Origin of the sequence: Microbacterium cremeum (genome assembly GCF_015277855.1) — a bacterium.
GTDB lineage: Bacteria > Actinomycetota > Actinomycetes > Actinomycetales > Microbacteriaceae > Microbacterium > Microbacterium cremeum.
In genome coordinates this window covers 2632660-2648329 of sequence record NZ_CP063812.1, presented here as the reverse complement: position 1 = coordinate 2648329, position 15670 = coordinate 2632660, and the positions used below count along the sequence as shown (strand labels likewise).

Here is a 15670-nt window from a genome sequence, read left to right as displayed (position 1 = left end):
CCCGCCGCGCAGCGACCGCAGGACGACGGATCCGCGCCGCGTTGGAGAATCGAGTCGGGCAAGTCCGCCGCGTGAGCGTGCGCGTCAGGTGGCGCCTGGTCGTGTCGGCTCTCGTGGCGTTCGGTGTCCGGCCGCGGCGCGCCGTCGGCACACCGCGCGAAGACGCGATCCCCGTGATCATGTGCCTCTGGGGACGGCCCGACCGCTTTGCCCGGTCGCTCGAGCAGCTGGCAGCACAGGAGGGCGCGCCCCCGATCAGACTGATCCTGTGGAACAACAAGCCCCGAAACGATGCTCACTACCGGGCCGAGCTTCGGGCGTTCCCCACATTCGGCGCCATCTCCAGCGTCGAGTACGTCAGCAGCCGCGTGAACATCGGTGGCATCGCTCGTTTCATCGCTGCCCGCGCCATCGCGCCACGCGGCTCCTCCCGGCCTTTCATCATGATCGACGACGACCTCGACGTGTCGACCACCGTCGTGCGCGATCTGATCGATGCGTATCGGCCCCGCACCTACGCGGGCTGGTGGGCGTTCCGAATTCTCGGCACCTACTGGGAGCGAGTGGAGGCGCGCCCCGGCGAGCGGGCGACGTACGTTGGTACGGGCGCCTCGATCTGCGACTCGGCTCTGGTGCACGAGCGCGGCTTCTTCTCGCGACTCCCCGCCCGCTGGGGCTTCATCGAGGATCTGTGGGCGAGTGCGTTCGCGGCGTCACGAGGATGGCGCGTCGAGAAGGTCGAGACCGATGTGGAACTCACGTCCGAGGAGTCGAACCAGTATCTGAAGCTGGTGGACGTCAAACCCCGTTTCTGGGACTACCTGCGTGAGCGCCTGGCGACCGGACGTCCGCTGTGAAAGGCGATGACATGGAGCGAAGCGAGAAGCGACCACGCGTGACGGGAGTGGTTCTCGCATACCACCCGGAGCACGACATCGTCGACAACGTCCGGGCACTCGCGCGGCAGACCCACCACGTGGTCGTGGTGGACAACTCGCCGGACGACGAAGTGGGTCGTGCGGTGCTGGCCGAGTTCGCGCAGGACGATGCCGTGACCGTGATCGAGCCCGGTGGCAATGTGGGCGTCGCCGCAGGCTTCAACGCGGGAATGCGGGCCGCGTTCGCCGGTGGGGCCGATTTCGTGTGGATCTTCGACCAGGACAGCACCGTCACCGATGGGATGATCGATCGCCTTCTCGCTGCGCATCGTGATGCCGGCGGAACGGCTGGCGTCATCGGCCCTGCGCTTCGTTCGCAGGCGACGGGTGTCGTCTACCGGCGTGAAAGCGGCGACGGCATGCGCGAGGTGGACGTGCTCATCAGCTCGGGGTCACTGTTCTCACGCGCACTGGTAGATGCCATCGGGCTGCACGACGAACCGCTGTTCATCGACTACGTCGACCACGACATCTGTCTACGTGCTCGCCGATACGGCTACCGCAACATCAAGGTGTTCGACGCCGTGCTCGACCACCGGTTCGGCGACTCGGCCGCGACGACGTTGTTCGGACGGCGGATCTTCCTGTCGAACTACTCGCCATTGCGGCACTACTATGCCGCCCGCAACCGCACGATCGTCCTGAAGCGATTCGGTGCTGGCCGCTGGTTCTGGGAAGACCTCGGCTTCACGACGAAGGCGTGGATCAAGGTGCTGCTACGCGAAGAGAACCGCCGGACGAAAGTGGCTGCGTTCCTGCGCGGCGTGCGTGACGGGGTCGTCTACCCTACCCGGTGACCGTGGGAGTGCCGGCGACGGCGGGATCAGCGTCACCGTCTGCGAACGGAGTGGCCTCGACCCGCCGTGACGTTCTCTTCTTCAGGAGCCACAGCCCCACCAGCATGCCGGCGAACGCGAGCGACCCGGCGACCCACGTGACCATGGGGGAGGGGACGCCGTCCCACCACCATTCCCCGCCGGCGCCGGGGTCCACGGAGTCGCCCTCTGAACCGGACGTGTAGCGGGCGATGTTCTGATGCAGAGCGATCGTGAGAGCGACCCACAACGAGGCTGCGGCGAGCCAGAAGCGGGCGCCGCCCCACGCCTCCTCCGCGTCGGCCCGCAGGCTCGAGACCCCGACGGCAATGATCAGCAGAGGCAGCAGGTAGCGCGGCTGGACCGTCGCGCCGACCACGGCGTTGGACTGGGCGAGCATGACGAAGGGCACGATCCACATGGCCACCAGAGCGAGCACGATTGCCAATGTGCGGCGCCGCCAGCCGCCCTTCAGCCCGACGAACAGGACGCCGCCGAAGACGGCGGTCGTGAGGACCCACACGACGGATGGCATACGGGTGTCGAACCAGCCGAGATTCGATTGCCCGAGTGCTCCGATCCACAACGAAGGCACCTCGAGGAAGTTCGAGACATGCTGTGCGAGCGTCAGGCGCCCCGCTGCGGGATCCAGCCCACCGAAGGCTGCACCGCCCTGGCGGGCGGAGGCGTAGAAGCCGGCGCTCGTGACGATGATGAGCGCCGCCGTCACCAGCGGAATCAGCTGATCGCGGAGGTTTCGCAGACTGCGCAGGCCGAGAAGCAGGGCCATCGCGGTTCCGTAGACGGCGAAGATCGCGGCATCAGCTCGCGCGCCGGCACCGATCACGGCGCCGAAGAGCGCGAGCACGGCCAGGACCCAACGTCGTCGGCCGCTGGTCTGCGTCGCCCCGAAGAGCGCCGCCCAGACAGTCGTCGCCGACAGCAGTGCCCATGATGACGGGTTTGTCGACGCGTAGATGAACACCCCGAGCGGAACCGCCGTGGCGAGGACAGAGACGACCACCGCGGGACGGATGCGTCGGGGGAGGGCAAGGATAAGGGCCGTGAGCAGCCCAACGGCGAACGCCGAGTTCGCGAGTCTGATCATGATCACCGACAGCTGGATGTCGGGACTGGCGAACACCGACATCACCGTGTAGTAAAGGCGAGGGTAGAGACCATCGACGTTGGCGCGCTCGACCTTCGTCAGTCCCTCGAGCGAGGGGTCCCAGCATCCTGCGTCTTCTTCGGGATGGAACGCGTAGCAGGTGGAGTTGACGATCGGAATGGGGACCAATCGCGCGGCGCTGTCGTCGACTGTCTCGCAGAGGCCCGGCCGCTCACCTATCCCGCACCAGATGGAAGGAAGGTGGAAGTCGTCGTCGGGGCTGGATCCCACCGGCGACGCGAAGGCCCAGGCGGCCAGAACGATGAACGCCAGTAGCGGAGTCCCGATGATCGTCAGCCATCGCCGCGCTCGGAAGTCCTCTGATCCCACCTCGCCATCGTAGTCGCTGGCGCGGCGCGCGCCGTTCTGGCCGCTCGGGGGAGTCGATAGGATTGACCACCGTGGCAGAACAGACAGGGACCGTGCTGGTCATCGTCCCCGCGTGGAACGAGGAGAGCAACGTCGGCCACACGGTGCGTGAGATCCTTGCAACGCGCGCGGGATACGACGTGATCGTCGTCGACGACGGATCTACCGACGCGACTGCGGAGGTTGCGCGGGCAGCGGGAGCGACCGTCATGTCTCTGCCCTTCAACATGGGCGTCGGCGGGGCGATGAAGACCGGCTTCACCTACGCTCGACGGCACGGGTACACGCGTGCCGTCCAGGTGGACGCCGACGGACAGCACAACCCGGTAGACATCGCGCGTGTGGTGGCCGGACTTGAGACGGCCGATATCTCGATCGGTGCCCGGTTCGCCGACGTCGGCACGTACGACGCGCGGGGCCCTCGGCGGTGGGCGATGGTCTTCCTCGCGTCCGTGCTCTCCCGCGTGGCGGGGGTCCGGTTGACCGACGCCACGAGTGGGTTCCGTGCGGCCAACGCGCGCGCGATCGATCAGTACGTCACCTACTACCCGGCTGAGTACCTGGGCGACACCATCGACTCCCTCGTCGCGGCGATGCATGCAGGTCTGACCGTGACCCAAGTGCCGGTGGCGATGCGTCCGCGCATGCACGGAAAGCCCAGCCAGGGGCCCATCGGGTCGACCATCTACCTTCTGCGCTCCATCTTCGCGCTCGGACTCGCGCTCATGCGCGGCGTGCTTCGAAAGGAGGTGCGGTCGTGATCACCTTCCTCGGCGTCGGCTTCGCGCTCGCCGTCGTCGCACTGATCCTGTGGTTGTTGCTGACCCGCCGTCTTCGTGAGAAGTACGCGCTGCTGTGGTTGGTGATCGGCCTCGCGATCCTCGTTCTGACGTTGTTCCCCGCGCTCCTGAACGGCCTCGCCGACCTCCTCGGTGTCGAGGTCCCGGCCAATCTCCTGTTCATCCTCGCGCTCGCGCTGCTGATCGCGGTGACGCTGCACCAGTCGTGGGAGTTGTCGACCGCAGAGGATGAGATCCGTCGAGTCGCGGAAGAGGTGGCGATTCTGCGGGCCGACGTGGAAAGACTCGCCTCGGCATCCCAGGGGACCCCACGCAACGCGCCGGATCAGACGGCCGATGACGACCAGCAGTGACCGGCGTTCGAACGGGCTCGTCTTCGTCCTTGGGGCGACCGTCGTCGCAGGTCTGAGCGGTTACGCGATCCAGCTCCTTGCTGCGGCCCTCCTTCCCGACGCAGGGGCGTATCTGTCGTTCAGTGCCTTCTGGTCGACGATGTACCTGCTCGGCTCCGCCGTGGGAGGTGTGCAACAGGAAGTCGCGCGCGCCACTCGCCCCGCAGTGAATGCCGGGCCCGGACAGAGCCTGCGGCCCTTTACCGCCGTCGCGGCGCTGGCGGCGCTCCTGGCAGCGGCCGCCGTCGGACTGCTGCTCGGACCGGTTGCGTTCGGGGAGGGATCCGAGAGCCTGACGCCGCCGCTGATTGCAGGTCTTCTCGGATATGTCCTCACTTCGGTCGCAACCGGGCTCTTCTACGGCACCCACCGGCTCACCGCGGTGGCGGCGCTGATCGTCACGGATGCCGTCCTGCGCGGGTGTGCAGTGGTCGTCGCGCTCCTCCTGGGCCTTCCCCTGGAAGTCGTCGCGCTCGCAATCACGCTTCCGTTCGCGATTGCTGTGGTCGCGGTCTGGATGGCGGTGCGCCGAAGCGTCGTCGGTTCCTACGCACTCGATGTCGGAACCATGCGTATGGCCCGTAACGCCGGCCATACCGTCGTTGCGGCGGCAGCGACGGGTGTCATGGTGACCGGCATGCCGCTGCTGTTCCGTATCGCGCTCGCCGATGCCCCTGCGGCCACCGTCGCGTCGATCACCCTCGCGGTCACCCTCACGCGCGCGCCGTTCATCATCCCGGTCATGGCTCTACAGAGCTTCCTCACTGTCAGGTTCCGCGATGCGGAGCGGGAGACACCGCGGCGCCTGCGGCACTACCTCCTCCTGGCGGCGGGTGTCGGCGTGCTTGCGGTGGGTGCGGGATGGTTCGTGGGTCCGTGGGCCGTCGCCTGGATCTCCAACGGCCAGTACGGTGTCAGCGGCGTGACCAGCGCACTTGTCGTCGCGAGCGCCGTCTTGGTCGGCTGTCTGTGTATCACGGGCCCAGCGCTCCTCGCCCGTGGACGCCATGCTCCGTACTCGGCGGGGTGGGTGGTGGCGGCCGCCGCTACGGTCGCCCTCTTGTTCTTCCTCCCGGCGGGTCCCGAGAGCCGCGCGCTGTTCTCGCTGGTGGCGGCCCCGATCGCGGGACTGCTCGTGCATCTGGTCGCCATCGCACGGTCGACGCCCGCCCCGGGATAATCCGCGTGTGCAACGCGCCGCGGTGAGGCGGCCCTGGCAGGCTGTTCGCAGCATTGCCTCGGCTAAGATGCTGAGGGGCCGGCCACGCTCCGCGACTCCGCGATCGCCCGGACAACCTCAGATCCCTATGCGCCTCTTCATCCAGATCCCATGCCTTAACGAGGAAGCGACCCTTCCGTCCGTCCTCGCGTCCATCCCTCGGCACATCGAGGGCGTGGACGAGATCCACGTGCTCGTGATCGACGACGGCTCCTCCGACCGCACTATCGAAGTGGCGCGTGAGTGGGGCGTCGAGCACTTCGTCTTCCATACGCGCAACATGGGTTTGGCACGCTCGTTCCGAGACGGCGTCGATTATGCGTTGCAGCACGGCGCCGACATCGTCGTCAACACCGACGGCGACAACCAGTATCCGCAGGAGCGCATCGGCGATTTGGTGCAGCCGATTCTCAACGGCGAGGCGGACATCGTCATCGGCGACCGGCAGACCAAGACGATCGCGCACTTTTCGGCCTTCAAGAAGCTCATGCAGGCGGCGGGAAGCCGCGTGGTGAACTTCGCAGCGGAAACGGATCTTCCCGACGCCGCGAGCGGTTTCCGGGCGTACTCGCGCGAGTCGCTCCTCCGGCTCAATGTGGTGACGCAGTTCAGCTACTGCATGGAGACGATCATCCAGGCAGGGAACAAGCGTCTTCGCATCGCAAGCGTTCCCATCACGACGAACCCGAAGACACGCGAGTCCCGCCTCTTCAAGAGCATCTACCAGCACATGGGACGATCTGCCCAAGCGATCATGCGCAGTTATGTGATGTTCAAGCCGCATGTGGTGTTCGTGACCCTTGCGATCTGCTTCGGGATCGGCGCCGCCATCCCGTTCGGCAGGTTTTTGGTATTGACGTGGGTCGGTGCCGCTGGCGGTCACGTTCAATCGTTGATCTTCGGATCGGCGATGCTTGTCGGCGCGCTACTCAGCGTCGCTCTGCTGGTCATCTCGGACATGCTCCGTACAAACCGTACGCTCATGGAAGACGCGCTCGAGCGAGTCAAACTCTTGCAGTACGCGCCCGATCGCCAGCTCGATCCGAATGGCGTGAGCCCGAGAGATGCCGCGAGGCACCCCTCGCTTACCATCAGCGAGGTCGCGGTGCGTGCCGTGTTGAACCACGGTCGGTCAGGCCCGGACGAACCGGCCAAGATCGCTCATGAGCACGAGTCGGATGCTTCGGAGCCCCGCCCCGCAGTGGGCGCACCTTCGACGCCGCAGTGACCCGCGCCTTCTCGTCGAACCTCAGGAGACCTGTGTGCTGAACACGCTCAAGCGCATCGCGAAGAACTTGCTCGCCATCACGTGGATTCGTCGTGTCTACGAAACTGTCAATCGGGCGACCCTTGAGACTTTCGGGTCGAGTCGAGCGCTGACGCACCTGTGGTACTTCGTCAGCTTCGTCACATTCAACCGTGAGCAGTCGGCGGTGCTGCGCGGGCGTCGAGACTACTACCGCAACAAGCATCGCGATCGCCTGACCCACGTCGAGCTCCGCCGGAACATCCATCGGCTCGAGAAGGGGCTCGTGATGCGGCCGCGTCGCGATGTCTTTGCGCGCGACTACATCACCGAGACGATCGAGTTCTACGAGGAAGCCGTTACGCAGTGTCGCACAGCGCCGGGCACGATGGAACAAAGCGAGATGGCCTGGGCGCACGACGTGCTGACCGAGTACTTTCGCGTCGCAGTGGGGAACGACGCCACCGTCGAGGCCGCGCGTGAGCGGTTCGAGCGCGCAGCCTACCCGGGAGAGTTCACCGGCAAAGTGCCGTACGTGAAGCGTGCGCTCTCTCATATCGAGTACGACGACCTCGAGGAACTCGTAACGCAGCGTCGGAGCGTGCGCTGGTTCGAGGACCGCGCGGTGCCGCGCGAGCTCATCGACAAGGCGCTGCTGCTCGCCCGCCAGGCACCGACCGCGTGCAACCGGCTGCCGTACGAGTTCCGGGTGTTCGATGATCCCGATCAGGCCCGTGCGATCGCATCCATCCCGTTCGGGACGGCTGGCTACGGCCACAACATCCCGACGATTGTCGTGGTCGTAGGCAAGCTTGAATCGTACTTCAGTCCCCGCGATCGCCACGCAATCTACGTGGACAGCGCGCTATCGGCCATGCAGTTCATGCTTGCCCTCGAGACGCTCGGCCTTAGCTCCTCGGTCATCAACTGGCCCGACTTCGAGCCGTTGGAGCGCAAGATGCAGAAAAAGCTGGGCCTGGCGCTCAGTGACCGTGTCGTGATGCTGATCGCCGTTGGCTTCGCGCACCCGGAAGGCCTCGTGCCGTACTCGCAGAAGAAGGAACTCGACACCTTCCGCCGGTACAACTGAAATGCACGCTACGGACGCGGACTCCAGGAGTCGCGGTCGCCGAGGGCGGGGTCTTCGCTGGGCGGCGGCCGTCGTGGTCATCGGCGTCGTAGGGTACTTCTTTGCTGTCACCCTTGCGAACAATTGGTCGGAAGTTGCCGCAGAGCATCTGACTTTCAACCCCCTATGGGTAGTCTCGATCGTCATCTTCGCCGCCGCCGTCCCCACGACCGGGCTCGTATGGGCAAGGATGCTGCGCACCCTGGAGCCGAGTGCTCGCGTCGGCTCTGCCGAAGCGATCGCGGTGCAGTGCCTGTCGTGGCTGCTCAAATACGTACCCGGCCAGGTCGGCTCGGTTGTCAACAAGGTTATCTGGGCGGGTAAGAGGAAGCTCAGCCGGACTCTCGTCATCATCACGTTCGTCTATGAGAACGTGTTTCTCCAGCTCGCCTCGATCGTGCCGACCGTGGTGATTCTCGTACTGAGTCTGGGCCCCGAGCTGTTCGGGCAGAACGCGGCGGTGCTTATCGTCCCCCTTCTGCTTCTCGTGCCCATCGCTCTCGTGATGTACGCACCGTTCTTTCGCGGCGTGGTAAACCGCACGGCGAAGCGGGTGCTCAAGCAGGACGTCCCGAGAGAGTACTTCTTGGGCAGCATCCCGACACTGCGCTTCTTCATCGAGTTCATGGGGCCGCGCATTTTCAACGGCGTCGGCTTCGTCCTAATCGCCATGACCGTGTCACCCATCGGTCCTGGTGAATGGCTCCCATTCGCCGCCGCCTACGTGCTTGCCGGTGCCATCGGGATCCTTGCGTTCTTCGTGCCGAGTGGCCTCGGCGTCAGAGAGGCCGTCATCGTCCTTATCCTCAGTCAGTACATCCCGGTGGCGGAGGCGATCGTGATCAGTCTGCTCGCTCGGCTGCTCAGCACTGTCGGCGACGGTCTTGTCGCCCTTGTTTACGTCACCACTCGCCGCATGGTCCCCAAGGAGCACCGCCCATGACACGTTCCCCTCGCATCACGGTCGTCGGCTCGGCGCTCTCGGGCAATAAGGGTGCTGCCGCCATGCTGGAGGCAGCTATCCAGACCCTCGGGGAGCGTCTGGTCGAACCGCGGTTCACGCTGCTCAGCATGTACCCCGAAGAGGATGCCGCACAGAACGTGTACTCCAACCTCGAGATCGTCCCGGCCGCGCCGCGTCAGCTCGGCGTCACGATCAACACGCTCGCGCTCGCGTACCGCGTTCTTCCCTTCTTGCGGGAGACAATCCGAAGGCGTTCCCGCGCTGTCAAAGCGATCGTAGAGTCCGACGTTCTGCTGGACCAGGGTGGGATCACATTCACTGACGGCCGCGAGAAGTTCCTCCTCTACAACGTCGCGTCAATCCTTCCTGCGCTCAACGTCGGCACACCCGTATTCAAGTGCGCACAGGCGATCGGGCCGTTCACGAGCCGGGTGAACCGTTGGGCTTCACGCAAATTTCTGCCGAAGGTGAATCGGATCGTCACGCGCGGTCGCATCACGCACGAATACGCCGACGGGCTCGGACTGCGCAACACGGTCGCGGGCGCCGACTTCGCTTTCTCGCTCGAGCTCAGCGGGACAGAGCGGTACGAGATCAACCGGCACATCGATCTGTCGTTCTTCGATGAGGACGTCGTAGGGGTGTGCCCGAGCGTGGTGCTCCAGCGCAAGGTGGACGCGCGCGGAGGAGACTACATCGGTCAGATCGCAGACTTCATCGAGCAAGTGCGCGATGAGGGCAAGCGCGTCCTCCTCATCCCCCACAGTGTGAGGACCGGCACGGAAAAGACTCACAACAATGACCTCCCGTTGTGCCGTGAGATCCACGCCCGGCTGCGCCTCGGCAACGATCTGCTCTTCATCGATCGCGAGTTGTCGTCGCAGCAGCTGCGCTATCTCATCGGTCAATGCGGGCTGTTCATCGCGAGTCGCTTCCACGCGATGGTGTCTTCGCTAGCGATGGCTGTTCCCACCCTCGTGATCGGGTGGAGTCACAAGTACCGCGAGGTCCTGGAGATGTTCGAACTTGAGGAGTGGGCGTTCGGGCACGACAGTCTGTCGCGCGAGTACCTCACCGAGCGCTTCCATGCGCTTGAGCGCAATCGGATTGCCGTGAAAGACAAGCTCGACCGCAACCTGCCCGCCGTGAAGGAGCGGTCCGTCATGCAGGCCGATCTCATCGCGGAGCTCGTCGGGTCGCGGCCGGCACCCGGTGCCTAATGACATCGGTCACCACCTCCTGGTCCACGCGACTGGCCGGGGCTGGCTTCGTGGCGGTCGTTGTCACTATTGCCTCGCTGCTCGCTCTGTGGTCTGTCGTCACTCCGCCGCTGTCCACTGTCGATGAGCCTGCCCATTTCAACTCTGTTCTTCGCCTCATGCAGGGCGGGGGGTGGCCACCGCCTGAAACGGCCCCGTTCGTGGAGGGAACGTTTGTAGCGCTCCAGGAAGCGGGGAACCCTCGCAGAGGGACGCCTGCGCTGGACGAGCTCCCGGCGCCGGAGGAGCGCTCAGAAATAGTTCCGCTAGACGGCCCAGGTTTGGACGGAGTTCGCGCAACCGACTGGATGACTCAGCATCCGCCGACGTATTACGCGATCGTGGCGATAGCGCTCACGGCGCTCGGCGGCGAGACCTGGCGCTGGGACCAATTGGTCGCGGGCGCGCGACTCATCTCAGTACTCTTCGTGACTGCGGGAGTTGTGTTTGCGCTCAGTGCGATCCGCCGTGTCACCTCGTCGTCGCTCGCCGCGATCATCGGGATCGCGGCTGTCCTGGCTGTGCCGCAGTTCTTCAACGTGCTGAGTCTGGTGACCAACGACGCCTTCGCCGTGCTCGTCGGCAGCGCGATGGTGTACTTCCTCTCATGCGCCATGACCGCATCGCCCGGTTCTCGACGTCAGCTCATCTTCTCCGCCGGCAGTGGACTCCTCTTGGGACTGGCGCTCCTCACTAAAGGAACGATGCTAGCTGCCGCACCTGCGGTGGTCATCGGTCTCCTCGTCGTCGGGTTCCGCCAGCCTTCCGCTTCGTGGCCGCGTCGTCTTCTTCCTGCGACGGTCGCCGCCACTGCAGCTGTGATCATCGGTGGGTGGTGGTGGCTGAGAAACCTCCTGGTCTTTGGCCAGCTTCAGTCGAGCAGGTCAGGCTCCGGTCGGACGGTCGTCCCTTTCGATAACTACGACCTGTTCGACTTCGTGCGGCGCGCATCGACACAGCTTGTGCGGACATTCTGGGGTTCGATTCGCCACGCTCTCGACTTTCCTACGGTCGTCGTTCTGGGACTGACCACGGTTTTCGTCGCGGGCGTTGTGCTGGTGCTCGTTCGCTCCCCACGCCGCTGGATCGTGGTGTTGCTGGCGATTGCGCCCCTATTGACAGTCGCGTTGATTTCGTTTCATGCGTGGGAGGTGTACTGGAGCACCGGCCGCATCGTCGGCATCCAGGGGCGGTATCTGTTCCCCGCCATCGCAGTGTATGCACTCGTTGCAGCGCTCGCGTGGCAGGTACTGGTCGTGCCCCTCGACCGGTCTGCGCGCGCCCTCGCGTCGGGTCTGACCGTCGTCGGAACGCTCGGAGTTGCCGTGTACGGGGTGATGTTCGCATTCCAGACTAGGTGGGGGAGTGTCGGCTGGCGTGCGATGATCGACGCCAGCGCATGGCCGGCTTCCGCGGTGCTAGTGCTATCTGTCGGTTGGCTCGCAGCGGGGGCAGCCACTGCGGGGCTGGCCGCCTTCACTGCGGCGCACGCGTCGGGCGGTGTGCGTGCCATCGGCACCGGCAGGGAGACCAGCACCGACGCCATGGCCTCACGGGAGTACCGCGGGTCGCCTAAGATCGACGACGCACACCGCGAGGATGTTGGAGCCACGAACCGCGACACAGGACTCACGTGAACGCAAGAAACCTAGCGTCTAAGAGCGCAGGATACTCGGCGGCTGACGCTGCCGCGCCGCTCTCGCGCCCCAGGCGGCCAGAGTTGGTTGTCGTCGCGCTGATCACTGCGGCTTTCATCGCGATGATGATGCTGTGGGCGATGCTCACCCCTATCTTCGGCGCGCCGGACGAGCAGGCGCACGTCAACAGCGCTGTCCGACTCACTGGCGGGCTGGACTGGCCGCCGCCCGGCGAAGCGCGGATGAGCCAGGCGATGCGCGAGGCGCGTCTGCAGACGGACGTTCCGGCAGCGAACCGGGCAACGCTCGGCGATTTGATGTCGACCTATCCGGGACTCCACAAGGGCATCGATCAGATGACTCAGCACCCGCCTCTGTACTACCTGTACGGCGCCGGAGTCCTGCGGGTGATCGACTATGAGGACCGCCGGATCGATCATGCGATCCTCGCGCTGCGTCTTGCCGGCATCGTATGGCTGGCGCCTCTTCCGCTCCTCGTCTGGGACTCGGTGCGACGGCTGACGCGCTCGCCCAAGGCAGCGATCGTCGGGGCGGCGGCGCTCCTCGCCGTACCGCAACTAGCGCATATCACCAGCGCCGTGACCAGCGACGGACTCGTGGTCGCGCTGTCCTCTGTTGTTGTCTGGTTGTCAATCCGGGTCATGACCGGTGAGCGGCGCATATGGGCGCCATTGTGCATGGGGCTAGCCCTGGGTGGTGCGCTGCTAACGAAAGGGACGGCGCTTCCGCTCGCGCCCTTCGCAGTGGCCGTGCTCCTGTGGTGGCCGCGGGACCTTTCGCGTGGCCGACGCGTCGCGCGCGCGGTGGTCGCGACGGTTGTCGCCAGCGCGATCGGCGGATGGTGGTGGGTGCGAAACCTCGTGCTGTACCGTGATCTGCAACCCAGTGGTCTGGCGGGTGGGCGTCCGACTGCCCCGTGGGCTGAGGGCACTGGTCCCGACATCGTCGCCTTCATGGAACTCATGTGGGACCGGGCGACTCAGAGCTTCTGGGGAGCGTTCGGTCGGCTGGAGTTCGGGCTTCCCGAGCCACTCACGGACGTTCTGACCGTCCTGGCGATCCTCATGGTCGTCGCCGGGTTCGCCTCGCATGGGCCGAAGGGCCAGCGCATGCAGATGGCTTTTCTCGCCTCGCTTCCGCTGCTTCTTTCCGCCATGCTTTTCGTGAACACGTGGCGGCACTATGTGCGGACGCAGATCGCGGGAGGACTTCAGGGGCGGTACTTCTTCGTGATCATCATTGCGATGATCGCGTTGAGCGCTGTCGCCTGGTATCGCGCCGTCCCGACGAGAAAGCGAACCGCGGTTGGCGTCATTCTCCTTGCGGTCTTCGCCGGCGTGGCGGTGCTGGGTGTCTTCCGCGAGTACATCGGGGTATACGAGGACTCTCTCTATCGCATCACTCGCGAGGGTTTGCGTGCTCTGGCGACGTTCGCATCGGCGGGGGTTGCGACCACCGCAGCGACTGGGCTCGTCGCAGGCGGTCTTCTCGTCGCGATGCTCATCGCGTCGATCCGCTTCGTCCGGGCGACCGCCTCGGTAGAGACCTCTCCCGGACCGACGGCCATCAGCGACCGAACGCGAGGCGCCACGTCGCCTGCCGAGCCGGCGCGTTCCCGCGCCTGAGAGTTGGCGGAAGCTGACTGAGTGCGTGGAGCCGCGACATCAGCCGTACGCGGGCCGCACGTGCCGCGCGGGTCCAGCCGCGGTCCGCCGCGCGTCGCGCGGTGTCGCGATAGAAGCGCCGCTCGTCGTCGAAACGGGAGCCGTCGCGCAGGGTCGTCTGCGAAAGGCTCTCTCCGTGTCGACGGTAGGCGAAGCACTCCACGCCGGTGTAGCGCAGCGAGCCGCCCTGGAACGCGACGTCGATGAGAAGAGCCAGATCGAGGATGATCGGAAGGTCATCGCGGAACCCGATGGCCGAGACCGTGTCCGTGCGCAGCGCAAGGGAGGGCCAATACAGCCAGTTCCCGCGCAGCAGGCTCGCAGCCATCGACTCCCCACGGAGCGTCGTGGGCGTGCGCGGCGTCAGCAGCCGCTTCTTGACCGTGTCGACCAGCGATCGGGCGGGCGCGCCCTCTGCGTCGATCACCCGGACTCCGGGCTGGATGACGTCGACGTCGGGATGGAGACGGATCGCCTCGCGCATGTGCGCCACGAAGCCGGGGAGCAGCATGTCGTCCGATCCGAGGACGACGACATGCGAGCCTTCAGCCGCAGCCACGGCGCGCCGGAAGTTCTCGGTGATGCCGACGTTGCGCTCGTTGCGTCGGTAGCGCACCCTCGGGTCATCGAGCGCGGCCACGTAGTCGGCGACGCGAGTACCGGGATAGCAGTCGTCGATGATCGTGAGCCGCCAACTTGGATCGGTCTGCGCTCGCACGGAATCGATCGTCGCGATGAAGGTGTCCGGATCCCCCCAGAACGGCACGCAGATGTCGATGTCCACCTCTCCATCCTCGCCCATCGGAGTCGGCCGCACCGCACGGCTAGACTTGCCTGGGCGCGCCGAGCCGGCACCTTGACCACTCACCGAAGGCTGTTCATGGATCTCCTCATCGTCGGCTCAGGTTTCTTCGGCCTCACGATCGCCGAGCGGGCCGCGGCCTCCGGTCGCAAGGTCACCGTGATCGACCGGCGCCGTCACATCGGCGGAAACGCGTACAGCGAAGACGAGCCGACGACAGGCGTCGAGGTGCACCGATACGGCGCGCACCTCTTCCACACGTCGAATCCCGGCGTGTGGGAGTACGTCAACAGGTTCACGACGTTCACGAGCTACGTGCACCGGGTGTACACCAACCACCGAGGGGTCGTCTTCCCGCTGCCGATCAACCTCGGCACCATCAATCAGTTCTTCGGGGCGGCGTACTCGCCCGACGAGGCACGCGCGCTCGTCCGCGAGCTGGCCGGCGAGTTCGACGCGAAAGAGGCGGCGAACCTCGAGGAGAAGGGCATCGCACTGATCGGACGCCCGCTCTACGAGGCGTTCATCCGCGACTACACCGCCAAGCAGTGGCAGACCGACCCGAAGGATCTCCCCGCGGATGTGATCAGCCGGCTCCCCGTCCGCTACACGTACGACAACCGCTACTTCAACGACACGTGGGAAGGACTTCCGACCGACGGCTACACCGCGTGGCTCGAGAGGATGGCCGACCACGACAACATCGAGGTGCGGCTCGACACCGACTTCTTCGACGAGTCGCAGCCTCTCAACAGGCGAAGTACCGTCGGACAGGTGCCGATCGTCTACACGGGTCCTGTCGACCGGTTCTTCGAGTACGCCGAGGGCGCCTTGTCGTGGCGCACGCTCGATTTCGAGGTGGAGGTGATGGATGTCGGGGACTACCAGGGCACAGCGGTGATGAACTTCGCCGATGCGGATGTGCCCTACACCCGCATCCACGAGTTCAAGCACTTCCACCCCGAGCGCGCCGACCGGTACCCGGCCGACAAGACGGTCATCATGCGCGAGTTCTCGCGATTCGCGTCGCGTGAGGATGAGCCGTACTACCCGGTCAACACGCCGCAGGACCGCGCCCGGCTGCTGGCCTACCGTGAACTCGCCGACGGGGAGAAGGACGTGCTGTTCGGCGGACGCCTGGGCACCTATCAGTACCTCGACATGCACATGGCCATCGGGTCGGCGCTGTCGATGTGGAACAACCGGCTCTCGTGATCGGCGAGCGGCTGCAGGTGCGGACCGCACCA

Annotated in this window: 14 protein-coding genes; 12 read left to right on the top strand and 2 right to left on the bottom strand. The window is 65.5% G+C overall.

Annotated features, from left to right (window positions below):
* Positions 1–113: 113 nt before the first annotated feature.
* Complete coding sequence (locus IM778_RS12055) at positions 114–857, top strand: hypothetical protein (RefSeq protein WP_194409120.1); 744 nt, start codon at positions 114–116, stop codon at positions 855–857.
* An 11-nt stretch (positions 858–868) separates the two neighbouring features.
* A complete protein-coding gene (locus tag IM778_RS12050) occupies positions 869–1735 on the top strand; it encodes a glycosyltransferase family 2 protein (protein ID WP_194409119.1) in 867 nt (288 codons plus the stop codon).
* Here the strand turns inward: IM778_RS12050 and IM778_RS12045 are convergent.
* Positions 1725–3251 carry a DUF2142 domain-containing protein gene (locus IM778_RS12045; protein ID WP_194409118.1) on the bottom strand — a complete coding sequence of 509 codons (1527 nt, stop codon included), beginning with the start codon at positions 3249–3251 and terminating at the stop codon, positions 1725–1727. The two genes, IM778_RS12050 and IM778_RS12045, sit on opposite strands and share 11 nt — an antisense overlap.
* Positions 3252–3322: 71 nt before the next feature.
* On the opposite strand from IM778_RS12045, the gene IM778_RS12040 reads away from it, so the two are divergent.
* The 9 genes from IM778_RS12040 to IM778_RS12000 all read left to right on the top strand — a co-directional run bounded on the left by IM778_RS12040 (position 3323) and on the right by IM778_RS12000 (position 13582).
* A complete protein-coding gene (locus IM778_RS12040) occupies positions 3323–4051 on the top strand; it encodes a glycosyltransferase family 2 protein (RefSeq protein ID WP_228484525.1) in 729 nt (242 codons plus the stop codon).
* Positions 4048–4443: a DUF2304 domain-containing protein gene (locus tag IM778_RS12035; RefSeq protein WP_194409117.1), complete on the top strand. Its 396-nt coding sequence runs from the start codon at positions 4048–4050 to the stop codon at positions 4441–4443. Before IM778_RS12040 ends, IM778_RS12035 begins: the two co-directional genes overlap by 4 nt.
* The gene (locus IM778_RS12030) at positions 4427–5662 is read left to right on the top strand and encodes a hypothetical protein (protein ID WP_194409116.1); all 1236 of its coding nucleotides are present in this window, start codon (positions 4427–4429) and stop codon (positions 5660–5662) included. The genes IM778_RS12035 and IM778_RS12030 overlap by 17 nt, the downstream gene beginning before the upstream one ends.
* A gap of 127 nt (positions 5663–5789) precedes the next feature.
* A complete protein-coding gene (locus IM778_RS12025) occupies positions 5790–6929 on the top strand; it encodes a glycosyltransferase family 2 protein (RefSeq protein ID WP_194409115.1) in 1140 nt (379 codons plus the stop codon).
* Between the two features lie 34 nt (positions 6930–6963).
* A complete protein-coding gene (locus IM778_RS12020) occupies positions 6964–8037 on the top strand; it encodes a nitroreductase family protein (protein WP_194409114.1) in 1074 nt (357 codons plus the stop codon).
* 73 nt (positions 8038–8110) lie between these two features.
* Positions 8111–9019 carry a lysylphosphatidylglycerol synthase domain-containing protein gene (locus tag IM778_RS12015; protein ID WP_194409113.1) on the top strand — a complete coding sequence of 303 codons (909 nt, stop codon included), beginning with the start codon at positions 8111–8113 and terminating at the stop codon, positions 9017–9019.
* Entirely contained in the window at positions 9016–10260 is a 1245-nt protein-coding gene (locus IM778_RS12010) for a polysaccharide pyruvyl transferase family protein (protein WP_194409112.1), read from the top strand. The genes IM778_RS12015 and IM778_RS12010 overlap by 4 nt, the downstream gene beginning before the upstream one ends.
* Positions 10261–10310: 50 nt before the next feature.
* Positions 10311–11936: a DUF2142 domain-containing protein gene (locus tag IM778_RS12005; protein ID WP_194409111.1), complete on the top strand. Its 1626-nt coding sequence runs from the start codon at positions 10311–10313 to the stop codon at positions 11934–11936.
* Positions 11937–12019: 83 nt separating this feature from the next.
* Positions 12020–13582 carry a glycosyltransferase family 39 protein gene (locus IM778_RS12000; protein ID WP_194409110.1) on the top strand — a complete coding sequence of 521 codons (1563 nt, stop codon included), beginning with the start codon at positions 12020–12022 and terminating at the stop codon, positions 13580–13582.
* On the opposite strand, the gene IM778_RS11995 is transcribed toward IM778_RS12000, so the two are convergent.
* Positions 13524–14405: a glycosyltransferase family 2 protein gene (locus tag IM778_RS11995; protein ID WP_194409109.1), complete on the bottom strand. Its 882-nt coding sequence runs from the start codon at positions 14403–14405 to the stop codon at positions 13524–13526. The two genes, IM778_RS12000 and IM778_RS11995, sit on opposite strands and share 59 nt — an antisense overlap.
* A 96-nt stretch (positions 14406–14501) precedes the next feature.
* On the opposite strand from IM778_RS11995, the gene glf reads away from it, so the two are divergent.
* On the top strand, positions 14502–15638 hold the full coding sequence (glf, locus tag IM778_RS11990; RefSeq protein ID WP_194409108.1) for a UDP-galactopyranose mutase: 1137 nt from the start codon (positions 14502–14504) through the stop codon (positions 15636–15638).
* The last annotated feature ends 32 nt before the right edge of the window (positions 15639–15670 follow it).

Excerpts from the sequence above, each read along its gene's own strand:
- glf (WP_194409108.1), top strand. The coding sequence starts at position 14,502 with ATGGATCTCCTCATCGTCGGCTCAGGTTTCTTCGGCCTCACGATCGCC.
- IM778_RS12030 (WP_194409116.1), top strand. The coding sequence starts at position 4,427 with ATGACGACCAGCAGTGACCGGCGTTCGAACGGGCTCGTCTTCGTCCTT.
- IM778_RS12010 (WP_194409112.1), top strand. The coding sequence starts at position 9,016 with ATGACACGTTCCCCTCGCATCACGGTCGTCGGCTCGGCGCTCTCGGGC.
- IM778_RS12025 (WP_194409115.1), top strand. The coding sequence starts at position 5,790 with ATGCGCCTCTTCATCCAGATCCCATGCCTTAACGAGGAAGCGACCCTT.
- IM778_RS12050 (WP_194409119.1), top strand. The coding sequence starts at position 869 with ATGGAGCGAAGCGAGAAGCGACCACGCGTGACGGGAGTGGTTCTCGCA.